We start from the raw sequence: 13,488 nt of genomic DNA on the forward strand, positions 1-13,488 counted from the left end.
GCGACGGACGACGTGACGGTCATCGGGCACTTCGTCGACGGCAAGCGGGTCTCCGGCGGCTCCCCGCGGCGCGGGGACGTCTTCGACCCGGCCACCGGCCGGCGTACCGGGGCGGTGGAGCTGGCCTCGGCCGCGGACGTCGCGGCCGCGGTGGAGGCGGCCGAGCGCGCGGCGCGGTCCTGGCGGGACGCGTCGCTGGCGAAGCGCACGGCGGTGCTGTTCGCCTTCCGGGAACTGGTGCACGCCCGCCGCGACCGGCTCGCCCAGGTGATCACCGCCGAGCACGGCAAGGTGCTCGCGGACGCCGCCGGCGAGGTGCAGCGCGGCCTGGAGGTGATCGAGTACGCCTGCGGCATCCCGTCGGCGCTGCGCGGCGGCTTCAGCGAGAACGTCTCCACCGAGGTCGACTCGTACAGCCTCCGGCAGCCGCTGGGCGTGGTGGCGGTGATCTCGCCGTTCAACTTCCCGGTGATGGTGCCGCTGTGGTTCGTGCCGGTGGCGGTGGCCTGCGGCAACGCGGTGGTGCTCAAGCCGAGCGAGAAGGACCCGAGCGCCGCGCTGCTGCTGGCCGAGTGGTTCGCCGAGGCGGGCCTGCCCGACGGCGTGCTCAACGTGGTCAACGGCGACAAGGAGGCGGTCGACGCGCTGCTGGACCACCCCTCGGTGCGGGCGGTGTCGTTCGTCGGCTCCACCCCGGTCGCCCGGTACGTGCACCAGCGCGGGTCGATGGCCGGCAAGCGGGTGCAGGCGCTCGGCGGGGCGAAGAACCACATGGTGGTGCTGCCCGACGCCGACCTGGACCTGGCCGCGGACGCGGCGGTCAACGCCGGCTTCGGCTCGGCGGGGGAGCGGTGCATGGCGATCTCGGCGCTGGTCGCCGTCGAGCCGGTCGCCGACGCCCTGGTCGCGAAGATCGCTGAACGGATGTCCGGGCTGCGCACCGGCGACGGGCGGCGCGGCTGCGACATGGGTCCGCTGGTCACCGCCGCGCACGCCGACCGGGTCCGCTCCTACGTGGAGTCGGGCGTGGCGGCCGGCGCGGTGCCGGTGGTGGACGGCCGGGAGGTCACCCCGGACGGGGAGTCCGGCGGTTTCTGGCTCGGCCCGACCCTGTTCGACCGGGTCACCCCGGACATGTCGATCTACACCGACGAGATCTTCGGCCCGGTGCTCAGCGTCGTCCGGGTCGCCTCGTACGACGAGGCGGTCGAGCTGGTCAACGCCAACCCGTACGGCAACGGCACGGCGATCTTCACCAACGACGGCGGCGCCGCCCGCCGGTACCAGCACGAGGTGGAGGTCGGCATGGTCGGGATCAACGTGCCGATCCCGGTGCCGATGGCGTACTACTCGTTCGGCGGGTGGAAGTCGTCCCTCTTCGGCGACCTGCACGCGCACGGCGAGGACGGGGTGCGCTTCTTCACCCGGGGCAAGGTGGTCACCAGTCGCTGGCTCGACCCGCGCCACGGCGGGGTCAACCTCGGCTTCCCCACCCAGACCTGAGCAACCGCAGCACGCCCGCCCCGGCCAGGTACGCCACCAGCGCCGGGACGGGCGTGCCGAGCGGCTCCGGGGCGGCCTTCGGGGTGGCGCTGTTGACCAGCAGCCCGCCGATGACGGCGGCGTACCCGGCGACGGTCAGCGCCGCGCGGACCCGGCCGGCCCGGCGAATCCGTCGCCCGGTGCGGTGCCGGGCGCTGCGCGCCTCGATCGGGCCGAAGACGGCGACCAGCACGGCCAGCACCACGGCGAGCAGCAGCAGCCAGGGCACCCGCCAGCCCCACCAGGCGGCCGAGCCGACCCGTGGGGTGGGCAGCAGGCCGACGGCGTCGAGCATTCCGATCAGCAGCACGGCGGCGGTCAGGTGCCAGAGGAAGACCGTCAGCACCACCAGGTTGACCGCGATCACCACCCGCCACGGTCGGGGCCGGCCCAGCCAGCGTCGCGCCGGGTCGCGCAGCAGCAGGATCAGCCCGAGCTGGGCGGCGGCGAGGGCGAGCAGCGCCAGGCTCGGCGGCGAGGCGTTGTCCAGCCGCTCCCCGGGCACTTTCAGCATCGCCACCGGCCACGGCCCGACGACGGTGAGCAGGATCAGCGCGGCCAGGCCCCCGACCAGCAGCGCCAACGCCGTCGGCCGGCTGGTGGGCAGGCGTCGCCGGCGTACGCCCGGCCGGTCGGACCCCGACGGTGGGTGCGGCTCGGCCGTCTCTGCCCGCTCGGGCGGTGCGGTCTCGGACGGCTCCGAAGGCCCGGACGGCCCGGACGGTGGCCCGGTCGCGGGGGTGCGGGCGTCGTACCAGGCGAAGCCGAGCTGGTGCACCGCCAGCCAGCCGAAGAGGTAGCTGCCGGCGGCCAGCGTCGTCGGCCCGGTCAGCCGGCCGAGGTCGCCCAGCGCCACCAGGGCGACGAGCGCCAGCGGCACGGCCAGCCCGTAGCGGCGGTGCAGCGCGTACATCGGCGGGGTGAGGGCCACGACCAGCAGGTAGGCGACCAGGAACCACAGCGGGATGGTGGCGTACCAGATCACGGTGCGCAGGTGGCTGGGGTCGGCGCCGCGCAGCCGGCCCAGCGCCGCGGCGACGGTGAGCACCAGCAGCAGCGCGCTGGTGGGGCGGACCAGCCGGGCGCTGCGGTCCAGCAGCCAGCCGGCCGCGTCGCCGCCGCGGGCCCGGTGGCGGGTCAGGGACGCCGCGTTGGCATAGCCGCCGACCAGGAAGAAGACCGGCATCACCTGGGCCAGCCAGGTGAGTGGGTAAGCCCACGGCAAATCGGCGAGCGCGGAGTGCCCGGTCGGTCGGCCGGCCGGGTCCCGGCCGATCACGGTGACGCCCCAGTGGCCGGCGACGACCATGGTGATCGCGAGCGCACGGAGCAGGTCGACGTAGCGTTCCCGCCCTGCCGGGGTGCGCTCCGCGAGCTGGCCCAGGCGGCGCATGCGCTCAGGCTATGCCAGTGCGGTGCGGCCGGTGGTGATAACGGATCGGCCGCCGGGTCTTGAAGTCGACGCGCTCCTGCCGTAGAAATTCTTCAACAGCAACAGGCAAACTGAAGAGAATCAACGTGCCTCGACCGGCGGACGCCACCGGATGTCATCGGCGATCCGCCCCACCCGAACCGAGGAGAGCTGATGAACAGGCGTGAGATCCTGCGGCGTACCGCCGCCGCCGGCCTGCTGGCCACCCCCGCGGCGGGCCTGCTCGCCGGTTGCGCCACCGGCGGTGGCGACGACAAGGCCGACGGCGGCACCTACAAGGGCACCAAGAGCGAGCAGAACCCCCTCGGGGTCAAGGAGGACGCGCCACTCGAGGTAGTGATCTTCAACGGCGGCTTCGGCGAGGAGTACGCCAAGGCCCACGAGGCCATGTACAAGGAGAAGTACCCGAAGGCCGAGATCAAGCACTCGGCCACGCAGGAGATCAGCAAGACCCTCCAGCCGCGTTTCGTCGACGGCACCCCGCCGGACGTGGTCAACAACTCCGGCGCCGGCCAGATCGACTTCAACGGCCTGGTCTCGCAGAACGCCCTCGCCGACCTCGGTGAACTGCTCGCCGCCCCGAGCCTCGACATCCCCGGCAAGACCGTCAAGGACACCCTGCTGCCCGGCGCGGTCGAGGTCGGCTCGTACGACGGCAAGTTCCTGGTGTTCAACTACACCTACACCGTCTACGGCGTCTGGCACTCCACCAAGCTGTTCGGCGAGCGCAACTGGTCGTACGGGAAGACCTGGGACGATCACATCGCGCTCTGCAAGCAGATCAAGGCCGCCGGGATCGCCCCCTGGACGTACGCCGGCCTGCACCCGCGCTACATGAGCTGGCCGCTGATCGCCACCGCGATCAAGTTCGGCGGGCCGTCGGTCGCCACCGCGATCGACAACCTGGAGCCGAACGCCTGGAAGTCCGACGCGATGAAGGCCGCGGCCGACGCCTGGCACCAGATCGTCAAGGACAAGTACATTCTGGAGGGCTCGCCCGGCCTGGACCACAAGCAGTCGCAGACCGCCTGGTGCCAGGGCAAGGCGGCCTTCATCTCCTGCGGCTCCTGGCTGGAGAGCGAGCAGAAGGACGTCACGCCGGCCGGGTTCAACATGACCGTCCAGCCGACGCCCAGCCTGGGCAGCGGCGACAAGCTGCCGTTCGAGGCGGTCCGGGGCACCGCCGGCGAGCCGTTCATGGTGCCGGCGAAGGCGAAGAACGTCGCCGGTGGCCTGGAGTACTTCCGGACCATGCTGTCCAAGAAGGGCGCCCAGGACTTCACCAAGAAGGTCTCCAGCCTCACCGTGGTCGCCGGTGCCACCGACGGCGTCGAGCTGCCGTACGGGCTGAGCACCGTGGTCAAGGCGCTGGACGCCTCCGGCGCCAACGGCTTCAACTGGGTCTACAACAACTACTACCGCAAGCTGGAGCGCAACCTCGTCGACGCCGCGTGCGGCGAGTTCTTCAGCGGGCGGATCGGACCGGCGGAGTTCCTCGACCAGTGCCAGAAGGGCGCCGACTCGATCGCCCAGGACAGCTCGGTCAAGAAGTACAAGCGCACCGCGTGACAACCCGGCCGGTGGGGACCCCCGAGGTCCCCGCCGGCCGACCGCCGGGAGTTGGGGCCCACCGTGAAACATGGCAAGTACCCGCTGATCATCACCTTCCTGGTGCCGCCGGTGCTGCTCTACGTCGTCTTCGTCGTATCGCCGTACCTGCAGGCGTTCCAGATCTCCACCACCGACTGGCTCGGCTACTCCGCCGACGCCAACTCCGTCGGACTGGCCAACTTCCGCGCGCTCTGGCACGACGACTACGTCTGGAACGCGCTGAAGAACAACGCGATCCTGCTGGCCCTGGTGCCGGTGCTGACGATCGTCCTCGGGCTCTTCTTCGCCACCATGCTCAACATGGGCGGGCGCAAGGGTCGGGCCGGGGTGACCGGGGTACGCGGCAGCGCGCTCTACCGCACCGTCTACTTCTTTCCCCAGGTGCTCTCGGTGGTGATCATCGCGCTGCTCTGGAAGGAGGTCTACCACCCCAACAAGGGCCTGCTCACCAGCGCGCTGCACGCGGTGGGGCTCGGCTCGCCCACCTGGCTCGGCGACCCGCGGACCGCCTTCTGGTGCGTGCTGGCCGTGATGGTCTGGAGCAACGTCGGTTTCTACGTGGTGCTCTTCGGCGCCGCGATGTCGGCCGTGCCGAAGGAGATCTACGAGGCGGTGATGCTCGACGGGGCGTCCCGGCTGACCACCCTGCGCCGGGTCACCCTGCCGCTGCTCTGGGACACCGTCCAGGTCGCCTGGGTCTACCTGGCCATCTTCGCCCTCGACGGGTTCATCCTGGTGCAGCTGATGACCAACGGCGGCCCCAACTTCTCCACCGACGTGATCGGCGTGCGGATGTACGACACCGCGTTCGGCAGCGAGACCAAGTTCGGCTACGCCTCGGCGATCGGCGTGGTGATGTTCTTCCTGACCCTCTCGGTGGCGGTGCTGTCCCTGCGCGCCGGCCGACGTGACCGAATCGAGTACTCTTGACCACCCTGGACGAGGCCGCCCCGGTCGCCGCGACGGCCGCGCGCTCGGCCGACCGCCCGGTCCGCCGCGAACTCGGCGTCGCCAACGTCTTCTCCCACGGCTTCCTGCTGGTCTGGACCGCGCTGACGGTCCTGCCGCTGGTGTGGATGTTCGTCAGCTCGTTCAAGAGCAACGGCGAGATCCTCGCCGACCCGTGGGGGCTGCCCGAGACGCTGCACTTCGACAACTGGGCCCGGGCCTGGACCGGCGCGCACATCGGCCGGTACTTCCTCAACAGCCTGGTGGTGGTGGCCGGCTCGGTCAGCCTGACCATGCTGATGGGCGCCACCGCCGCGTACGTCTTCGCCCGGTACGAGTTCCGGGGCCGGCAGTTCGTCTACTACCTCTTCGTCGGCGGCCTGATGTTCCCGGTCTTCCTCGCCCTGGTGCCGCTCTTCTTCGTGGTCCGCAACGCCGGGCTCTTCGGCACCTGGACCGGCCTGATCCTGGTGTACGCGGCGTACTCGCTGCCGTTCACCGTCTTCTTCATGACCGCCTTCTTCCGCACCCTGCCGACCTCGGTGGCGGAGGCGGCGCTGGTCGACGGCTGCGGCCACTTCCGGCTCTTCTTCCGGGTGATGCTGCCGATGGCCCGTCCGGGACTGATCAGCGTGGCGATCTTCAACTTCCTCAGCCACTGGAACCAGTTCCTGCTGCCGCAGGTGCTGATGCAGGGCGACGAGTCGAAGTGGGTGCTCGCCCAGGGACTCTTCGCCCTCTCGGTGAGCCAGGGTTACGCCGGCGACTACGCCCGGCTCTTCGCCGGCCTCACCATCGCGGTGCTGCCCGTGCTCGCCGTCTACGTGGCCTTCCAGCGGCAGGTCCAGTCCGGCCTGACCGCCGGTCAGCTCAAGTGAAGCCTGTCCGATTCTAATCATGATGAACGGCGACCCTCAGCGATCCGGGTCGATGAGTTCCTGCCGCACCCGCCGGCGAAGGTGTGGCGGGTGCTGACCGAGCCCGACCTGCTCGCTCGCTGGCTGATGCCGAACGACGTCGTGCCGGTCGTCGGGCACCGGTTCACCTTCCGTACCGAGCCGCGGCCGGCCCAGGGCTTCGACGGCGTGGTGCACTGCGAGGTGCTGGAGGTGGACCCGCCGCGCCGGCTGCGCTGGGCCTGGCGCGGCGGGTCGCTCGACACCGAGGTGAGCTGGACCCTGGCCCCGGAGGGGCGCGGCAGCCGGCGCTTCCTGGAGCACAGCGGCTTCGATCCCGACGACCCGGTCCAGCGGCGCACGGCCACCCTGCTCGGCGGCGGCTGGCGCTCGCACGTCTGGCGCCGGCTGGAGGAGATCCTGGCCGCCGACTGACGGGCATGATTCCTCTGGCCGCGCGGCGCAGGGGGACGGCCCTCGGCGGCCGGCCCGCGTCGATCGAGGTGGCGGGTTCAGTCGGTGGCGGGGACCAGCAGGGCGTGCAGGGCGACGGGATCGGTCACCTCGGGCAGCTCCCGGGCGGCGAGCCCGGCCGCCCCGGCCGCCCCGTCGCCGGCCTGGCGCACCGGGGCGTCCGGCCAGTGCCGGTGCGCCTCGGCGCGGACCGCCGCCGCCAGCGGGGTGTCCCCGGTGAGCAGCCCACCGCCGAGCACGATCGGGGTGACCACGCCGTCCGGCCGGATCCGCCCGGCGCTGTCGACCAGGTGCGCGGCGGCCCGTTCGATCAGCGCGACCGCCGCCGGCTCGCCCTCGACGGCGGCGGCCACCACCAGCGGCGCGAGCCGGGCCAGCTCGACCGGGGGCCGGCGGGTCACCGCCTGGATGAGCGCGTCGACGGTGTCCCGGGGGCGGGCCGCCACCTCGGCGGTGCCGAGCAGTTCGGTGAGCAGCCGGCGGCCCAGCGGGCCGGGCGCCCCGGCGCTGTCCAGGGTCGCCAGCAGCCGGCGGACCGCCTCGCGGCCCAGCCAGAAGCCGGAGCCGGCGTCGCCCAGCAGCCAGCCGTGACCGTCGGCGACCCGGTCCAGTCGCAGGTCGCGTACCTGCGCGGCGATCGCGCCGGTGCCGGCGATCAGCACGGTGCCGTCCGGGGCGGCGGTGCCCGAGGCGTACGCGACGAGGGCGTCGCCGTGCACCGCGTACGGGCAGCGCAGGCCGGCCTCGGCCCAGGCCCGGTCGAAGGCGGCCCGCCCCGCCGGGTCGGCCAGCAGGCGGGCGGCGCCGGCGAGGCCGATCGTGCCGGCGCGTACCCGGGTCGGATCGACCCCGGCGAGCGCGCCGCGCAGCGCGGTCAGCAGTTCGGCGGCGGCGCGGTCGGCGCCGTGGCTGGTCGGGTTGCCGCCGCCGCCCCGGCCGGTGCCCAGGCGTTCGCCGGCCAGGGTCAGCGCGGTCGCGCGGGTGGACGTACCTCCGACGTCGAGACCGACCACGACGGTGTCGGACATGCTCACGGGCCTCCCGGTGCGGCGGTACGGGTGGGCTTCATGCTGGTCCGATCCGGGCCCGCAAGGCAAGATCGGCGGTCGGCGGGGCCGGTGTGCGCCAGGTAACAGTTTGAAAACTTCGCCCACGCTATTGACACGGAGGGGCCTTCAGTAAGAACTTTTACCACTAACAGTAAACACTCCTTTCCGAAAGGTGCTCCGATGGTGGATCATGAGGTGGACACTTCCGCGGGGACCGCGGTGGTCGACGCCGACACGGTCGACCGGCGGGGCGCCGACGGGGTGCTGGCCAGAGTCCGGGCCGGCGCCGGAGAGCTGACGGGGGCGTTGCGCCGGGTCGCCGAGCACGTGCTCAGCGAGCCGGAGGCCGCCGCCCGGGCCACCATCGTCGAGCTGGCCGAGCGCAGCGGCACCTCGCCGGCCACCATCACCCGGTTCTGCCGCGCCATGGGCTTCGACGGCTACGCCGACCTGCGGCTGGGCATCGCCTCCGAGACCGGGCGGGCCCGGTCGGCCGGGTGGACCGTCGACATCGGACGCGAGATCCAGCCCAGCGACCCCCTGGAGCGGGTGCTCGACCAGATCATGGCCGCCGACACCCGCGCCATGCACGACACCGCCACCCTGCTCGACCTCGCCGAGGTGGAACGGGCCGCGGTGGCCATCGCCGGGGCGTCCCGGGTGAACATCTTCGGCGCCAGCGGCAGCGCCCTGGTCGGCGAGGAGATGCAGTTCAGCCTGCACCGCATCGGCGTGGCCGCCTGGGCCTGGAGCGACGTGCACGAGGGGCTGGCCAGCGCGGCGCTGCTCGGCGTCGGCGACGTCGCGCTCGGCATCTCGCACACCGGGCAGACCCGGGAGACCATCGAGATGCTCGCCGAGGCCGGCAGCCGGGGCGCGACCACCGTGGCGCTGACCGGCTTCCCGCGCTCGCCGCTGGCCGAACTGGCCGACATCGTGCTGGTCACCGCCAGCCAGGCCACCACCTTCCGCCCGGACGCGCTCTCCGCCCGGCACCCGCAGCTCGTCGTGCTCGACCTGCTCTACATCGCCGTGGCGCAGCGCACCCACGACCGCGCCCACGCGGCCTTCCGGCGTACCGCCCAGGCCGTCGACGGGCACAAGGCCGCAAAGGGGGCCGCCTCATGATCAGCGCACAGGGGTACGCCGAGGCGGTCCGCCCGGTGCTCGACCGGGTGGTCGACTCGCAGACCGAGGCGATCGGGCAGGCCGCCGACCTGATCGTGGCCAGCCTGCGGGCCGGCGGAGTGCTCCAGGCCTTCGGCGCCGGGCACTCCGAGGCGTTCGCCGCCGAGCTCGTCGCCCGGGCCGGCGGGCTGGTCCCCACCAACCGGCTCTCCCTGCACGACCTGGTGCTGCACGGCGACGCGCCCCGCGACCTGCTCGCCGACCCGAAGCTGGAGCGCGACCCGGCCGTCGCCCACCAGCTGTACGCCCTCGCCGACCCGCACCCGGCCGACGTCTTCGTGGTCGCCTCCCAGTCCGGCATCAACGGCTCGGTCGTCGAGCTGGCGCTGCTGGTCAAGTCGGGCGGCCACCCCCTGATCGCGGTCACCTCGGTCGCCCACACCGCACGGGTGGCCCCGCGCCACCCGTCCGGCCACCGGCTCGCCGATCTCGCCGACGTCGTGCTGGACAACGGCGCGCCGTACGGCGACGCACTGCTGCCGCTCGAGGGCGGCGGCGCGGTCTGTGCGGTCTCCTCGGTCACCACCGCGCTGCTGGCGCAGCTGTTGACCGCGGAGGTCGTACGACGGTTCCACCAGGCCGGAGAGGTCCCCCCTATCTACCTCTCCGCCAACGTCCCCGGTGGGGACGAGCACAACCTCGCCCTCGAGTCGCGGTACGCCGGGCGTCTCCGGCGAACCGCCTGACCCGACACACAAGGAGAGACGACGATGTCGATTACCCCCGAGAACCCCGGCGACCTCAACCGCCGGACCCTGCTGCGGCGGGCCGCCGCGGCGGGCCTTCTGGTCACCCCGGCCGCCGGCCTGCTCAGCGCCTGCGCCGGCAGCGAGCCGGAGAAGTCCGACAACGGCGGCACGGCGAAGAGCAAGGACAACCCGTTCGGCGTGAAGGACGGCAGCGCCGTCAAGGTGGTGGTCTTCAACGGTGGCCTGGGCGACCAGTGGGCCAAGGAAGACAAAACCATCTTCAACGCCAAGCACCCGAACATCACGGTCAACATGTCTTCCACCCAGAAGATCAAGACCGAAGAGCAGCCGAAGATGGCGACGCAGCCCAGCGACCTCGTCATGAACTCGGGCGCCGACAGCATGGACCGCGCCACGCTGATCAACGAGGGCGCCATCGAGCCGCTCGACGACCTGCTCACCGCGCCCGCCTGGGACGGCGAGGGCACCGTGGCCGACTCGCTGCTGCCCGGCACCGTCTCCGACGGCACGCAGAACGGCAAGTTCTACGTGGTGAACGTCGCCTTCACGGTCTGGGGCAACTGGTACAACGCGGCCAAGTTCAAGCAGGAGGGCTGGGAGGCGCCGAAGACCTGGGACGAGTTCTTCGCCCTGGCGCCGAAGATCAAGGCCAAGGGCATGGCGCCGTACGTCCACGACGCTGTGCACGGCTACTACCCGCGCTGGGCCCTGATGGCCAGCATCTGGAAGTCCGCCGGCAAGCAGGTCATCGTCGACATCGACAACCTGAAGGACGGCGCCTGGAAGGCCGACGGCATCCTCAAGGCGCTCGAGCCGTGGGAGAAGCTGGTCAAGGACAAGCTGCTCCTGCCGGGCAAGCTCGACCACACCCAGTCGCAGCAGGCCTTCCTCGACGGCAAGGCGGCGTTCATCCAGGTCGGTACCTGGCTGAAGAACGAGATGGCCGCCACCATCCCGCCGGGCTTCGAGATGACGCTCTCCGACTACTGGAGCAACCCGGGCGACAAGGCCGCCAAGGACGTGTTCGCCTCCTCCGGTGAGGGCTTCGTGGTCCCGAGCAAGGCCCCCAACAAGGAGGCCGCCAAGGAGTTCCTGCGGGCGATCCTGTCCAAGGCCGGTTCGGCGAAGTTCGCCGAGCTGACCAAGTCGCTTGCCTCCACGAAGGGCTCCGGCGACAACGTGCAGGACTCCGCGCTCTCCAGCGCGAACACCCTGATGAAGAACGGGACCTCGGACCTCATCTCGGTCAAGTTCCCGGACTTCTACGCCGACCTGGACAAGGAGAGCCAGAACCTCTCCGAGGAGCTGATGGCCGGCCGGCTCACCGCCCAGCAGTTCGTCGACAAGATGCAGGCGGCCGCCGACAAGGTCGCCAAGGACTCGTCGATCAAGAAGCAGACCCGCACCGCCTGATCCGACGGAGAGAGTGAGTCCAATGCGGCACGGAGTCGCGCGTTTCGTCACGGGCTTCCTGGCCCTGCCCGTTGCGCTGTACCTGTTCTACGTGGTGTGGCCGTTCGCGCAGGCGGCGGGATACTCGCTGACCGACTGGGGAGGGTACTCGGATTCCCAGCGCTTCGTCGGGCTGGACAACTACGTCCGGCTGTTCTCCGACGAGCTGATCAGGAAGGCGTTCTGGCACAACGTCTTCTTCCTGGTCACCGTGCCGCTGTTCACCATCGCGCTGGCCCTGTTCCTCGCGTTCCTGCTCAACGTGGGCGGACGCGAGGACAGGGCCGGCATCCGCGGGGTGTTCGGGTCGAGCATCTACAAGGTCATCTTCTTCTTCCCGCAGGTGCTGTCGCTGGTGGTCATCGCCGTCATGTGGCAGCAGATCTACCGGTCCGACCAGCAGGGCCTGATCAACGGCCTGCTGACCAAGGTCGGCCTGGTCGACCCGCAGAACCCGATCGCCTTCACCGCCGACCCGGAGCCCTTCCTCGGGATCCCGGCGGTGCTGTGGTGGCTGCTGCTGATCGCGGTGTGGAGCGGCGCCGGTTTCTACATGGTGCTCTTCTCGGCGGCCATGCAGTCGATCCCGAAGGACATCTACGAGGCCGCCATCCTCGACGGGGCCGGCCGGTTCCACACCTTCTTCCGGGTCACCCTGCCGCTGCTCCGGGACACCATCTCGGTCGCCTGGGTCTACCTGGGCTTCATCGCCCTGGACATGTACGCCCTGGTCTTCGTCATGACGCCGAGCCAGGGCGGCCCGAACCACGCCAGCGAGATCTTCGCCTCGGTGATCCAGTTCAACGCGTTCCAGAAAGGCCAGTTCGGCTACGCCTGCGCGATCGCTGTGGCGCTGGCCATCTTCACCATCCTGCTGGCCGCCCTCCAGCTGAGGATTACCCGTCGTGACCGGATCGAGTACTGAGGAGGCCTGGACGATGAGCACAGTGACCCATTCCTCCGGCCAGCGGCGACCCGATGCGGTGCCGCCGGCCGGTCCGGCCGCGAGCCGACGGGCGGGAGCCGCCGCCAACAGCATCGGCGGCCGGATCTTCAACGGCTTCTCGCACCTGTTTCTCGCGGTGTGGGCGATCATGGTGGTCTACCCGCTGTTCTGGGTGGTGATGTCCGCACTCAAGACCGACTCGGAGGTGATCCGCGAGCCGCTGTCGCTGATCCCCGAGTCGCTGCAGTGGGACAACTTCGCCCGGGCCTGGACGGCCGGGATCGACAGCTTCTTCCTGAACACGCTGCTCGTGCTCGTCTTCAGCGTGACCCTGACGATGCTGCTGGGCTCGATGGCGGCGTACGCGCTGGCCCGCTACGAGTTCCGGGGCAACCGGCTGATCTACTGGCTGTTCCTGTCGGGGCTGACTCTGCCGATCTACCTCGCCGCGGTGCCACTGTTCAAGGGCGTCTACAACATGAACGTGGTGTTTCCGCTGCTCGGCCCGAACAAGCACCTCACGTTGATCCTGGTCTATGTGGCCTGGTCGATGTCGTTCACCGTCTTCTTCATGCATTCGTTCTTCCGGACGCTGCCCGACTCGATCGCCGAGGCGGCCCAGGTCGACGGGGCCTCGCACACCCGGACCTTCTTCAGCGTCATGCTGCCGATGGCCAAGCCGGGCCTGATCAGCATCGGCATCTTCAACGTGCTGGGCCAGTGGAACCAGTGGTACCTGCCGACCCTGCTCATGCAGTCGGTCGCCGGCGAGCCGAAGCACCAGGTGATCGCCCAGGGGCTGATCGAGCTCTCGGTCAACCAGGGCTACAAGTCCGACTGGTCGGGGCTGTTCGCCGGCGTCACCATGGCGATGCTGCCGGTGCTCATCGTCTACATCGTCTTCCAGCGCCAGGTCCAGTCCGGCCTCACCGCCGGCGTCAGCAAGTAACCCCGCCCCGCCCCCCGCCCCCGTCGACGGCACTTTCACGGAAAGAGTGGCTATTCCGCGTCGGATAGCCACTCTTTCCGTGAAAGAGGGCGCTCGGTGGGGGTGGGTGGGTGGGGGTCAGACATCCCAGGAGCTTGGATGTCAAGCAGCGGCGGGTTGGGTTCGGCGGTTGTCTGGTCGTAGCGGGTGGCGGTCTTGAGGCAGCCGTGGAGGATGCCGACGAGGCGGTTGCCGATCTGCCGTAGTGCAGCGTTGTGTCCGATTTCGCGGGCGCGGAGTTCGTCGTAGTAG

The 13,488-nt window shown here is 70.7% G+C and carries 12 protein-coding genes and 1 pseudogene; 10 read left to right on the forward strand and 3 right to left on the reverse strand.

Translation table 11 applies throughout. The features are described 5' to 3' along the window. The first annotated feature begins 12 nt into the window (after positions 1 to 12). Positions 13 to 1,503, forward strand: a complete 1,491-nt coding sequence (locus KBX37_RS20485; RefSeq protein ID WP_210777559.1) for a CoA-acylating methylmalonate-semialdehyde dehydrogenase — start codon at positions 13 to 15, stop codon at positions 1,501 to 1,503. Here the strand turns inward: KBX37_RS20485 and KBX37_RS20490 are convergent. Next, positions 1,475 to 2,935, reverse strand: coding sequence for an acyltransferase (locus KBX37_RS20490; RefSeq protein WP_210777548.1), 1,461 nt, complete (start codon positions 2,933 to 2,935; stop codon positions 1,475 to 1,477). The two genes, KBX37_RS20485 and KBX37_RS20490, sit on opposite strands and share 29 nt — an antisense overlap. Before the next feature lie 192 nt (positions 2,936 to 3,127). Here KBX37_RS20490 and ngcE (KBX37_RS20495) point away from each other — a divergent pair, with 192 nt between their 5' ends. From ngcE (KBX37_RS20495) to KBX37_RS20510, 4 genes are all read left to right on the forward strand, one after another. Further along, positions 3,128 to 4,543 (forward strand): N-acetylglucosamine/diacetylchitobiose ABC transporter substrate-binding protein, encoded by a 1,416-nt coding sequence (ngcE, locus tag KBX37_RS20495; protein WP_210777549.1) that lies wholly within the window; start codon positions 3,128 to 3,130, stop codon positions 4,541 to 4,543. A 63-nt stretch (positions 4,544 to 4,606) separates the two neighbouring features. Beyond that, positions 4,607 to 5,515 carry a carbohydrate ABC transporter permease gene (locus KBX37_RS20500; protein ID WP_210777550.1) on the forward strand — a complete coding sequence of 303 codons (909 nt, stop codon included), beginning with the start codon at positions 4,607 to 4,609 and terminating at the stop codon, positions 5,513 to 5,515. Next, on the forward strand, positions 5,512 to 6,411 hold the full coding sequence (locus KBX37_RS20505; RefSeq protein WP_210777551.1) for a carbohydrate ABC transporter permease: 900 nt from the start codon (positions 5,512 to 5,514) through the stop codon (positions 6,409 to 6,411). Before KBX37_RS20500 ends, KBX37_RS20505 begins: the two co-directional genes overlap by 4 nt. A gap of 60 nt (positions 6,412 to 6,471) precedes the next feature. After that, on the forward strand, positions 6,472 to 6,864 hold the full coding sequence (locus KBX37_RS20510; protein WP_256440319.1) for an SRPBCC domain-containing protein: 393 nt from the start codon (positions 6,472 to 6,474) through the stop codon (positions 6,862 to 6,864). Positions 6,865 to 6,941: 77 nt separating this feature from the next. Here the strand turns inward: KBX37_RS20510 and KBX37_RS20515 are convergent, their stop codons facing one another. Continuing rightward, positions 6,942 to 7,931 (reverse strand): N-acetylglucosamine kinase, encoded by a 990-nt coding sequence (locus tag KBX37_RS20515; protein WP_210777553.1) that lies wholly within the window; start codon positions 7,929 to 7,931, stop codon positions 6,942 to 6,944. A 201-nt stretch (positions 7,932 to 8,132) separates the two neighbouring features. Between KBX37_RS20515 and KBX37_RS20520 the strand changes: the two genes are divergently transcribed. From KBX37_RS20520 to KBX37_RS20540, 5 genes are read left to right on the forward strand one after another with little or no spacing between them, the layout of a single operon-like run. Next, positions 8,133 to 9,080, forward strand: a complete 948-nt coding sequence (locus KBX37_RS20520) for a MurR/RpiR family transcriptional regulator (RefSeq protein WP_210777554.1) — start codon at positions 8,133 to 8,135, stop codon at positions 9,078 to 9,080. Continuing rightward, on the forward strand, positions 9,077 to 9,826 hold the full coding sequence (locus tag KBX37_RS20525; RefSeq protein WP_154936112.1) for a sugar isomerase domain-containing protein: 750 nt from the start codon (positions 9,077 to 9,079) through the stop codon (positions 9,824 to 9,826). The genes KBX37_RS20520 and KBX37_RS20525 overlap by 4 nt, the downstream gene beginning before the upstream one ends. A gap of 24 nt (positions 9,827 to 9,850) precedes the next feature. Continuing rightward, positions 9,851 to 11,263, forward strand: coding sequence for an N-acetylglucosamine/diacetylchitobiose ABC transporter substrate-binding protein (gene ngcE, locus KBX37_RS20530; RefSeq protein ID WP_210777555.1), 1,413 nt, complete (start codon positions 9,851 to 9,853; stop codon positions 11,261 to 11,263). 22 nt (positions 11,264 to 11,285) lie between these two features. Next, the gene (locus KBX37_RS20535; RefSeq protein WP_210777556.1) at positions 11,286 to 12,227 is read left to right on the forward strand and encodes a carbohydrate ABC transporter permease; all 942 of its coding nucleotides are present in this window, start codon (positions 11,286 to 11,288) and stop codon (positions 12,225 to 12,227) included. 13 nt (positions 12,228 to 12,240) lie between these two features. After that, a complete protein-coding gene (locus tag KBX37_RS20540; RefSeq protein WP_210777557.1) occupies positions 12,241 to 13,197 on the forward strand; it encodes a carbohydrate ABC transporter permease in 957 nt (318 codons plus the stop codon). Between the two features lie 50 nt (positions 13,198 to 13,247). Here KBX37_RS20540 and KBX37_RS34630 read toward each other — a convergent pair. After that, positions 13,248 to 13,488: pseudogene (locus tag KBX37_RS34630) on the reverse strand (hypothetical protein); the annotation flags it as partial.

The organism is Micromonospora sp. U56 (genome assembly GCF_018070095.1).
In the GTDB taxonomy this organism is placed as follows: Bacteria; Actinomycetota; Actinomycetes; order Mycobacteriales; family Micromonosporaceae; genus Micromonospora; species Micromonospora purpureochromogenes.

What these genes read in the sequence shown, in the direction of transcription:
- KBX37_RS20520 (WP_210777554.1), top strand. Translation starts at nt 8,133, where the DNA reads ATGGTGGATCATGAGGTGGACACTTCCGCGGGGACCGCGGTGGTCGAC.
- KBX37_RS20540 (WP_210777557.1), top strand. Translation starts at nt 12,241, where the DNA reads ATGAGCACAGTGACCCATTCCTCCGGCCAGCGGCGACCCGATGCGGTG.
- ngcE (WP_210777549.1), top strand. Translation starts at nt 3,128, where the DNA reads ATGAACAGGCGTGAGATCCTGCGGCGTACCGCCGCCGCCGGCCTGCTG.
- KBX37_RS20490 (WP_210777548.1), bottom strand. Translation starts at nt 2,935, where the DNA reads ATGCGCCGCCTGGGCCAGCTCGCGGAGCGCACCCCGGCAGGGCGGGAA.
- ngcE (WP_210777555.1), top strand. Translation starts at nt 9,851, where the DNA reads ATGTCGATTACCCCCGAGAACCCCGGCGACCTCAACCGCCGGACCCTG.
- KBX37_RS20535 (WP_210777556.1), top strand. Translation starts at nt 11,286, where the DNA reads ATGCGGCACGGAGTCGCGCGTTTCGTCACGGGCTTCCTGGCCCTGCCC.
- KBX37_RS20515 (WP_210777553.1), bottom strand. Translation starts at nt 7,931, where the DNA reads ATGTCCGACACCGTCGTGGTCGGTCTCGACGTCGGAGGTACGTCCACC.
- KBX37_RS20525 (WP_154936112.1), top strand. Translation starts at nt 9,077, where the DNA reads ATGATCAGCGCACAGGGGTACGCCGAGGCGGTCCGCCCGGTGCTCGAC.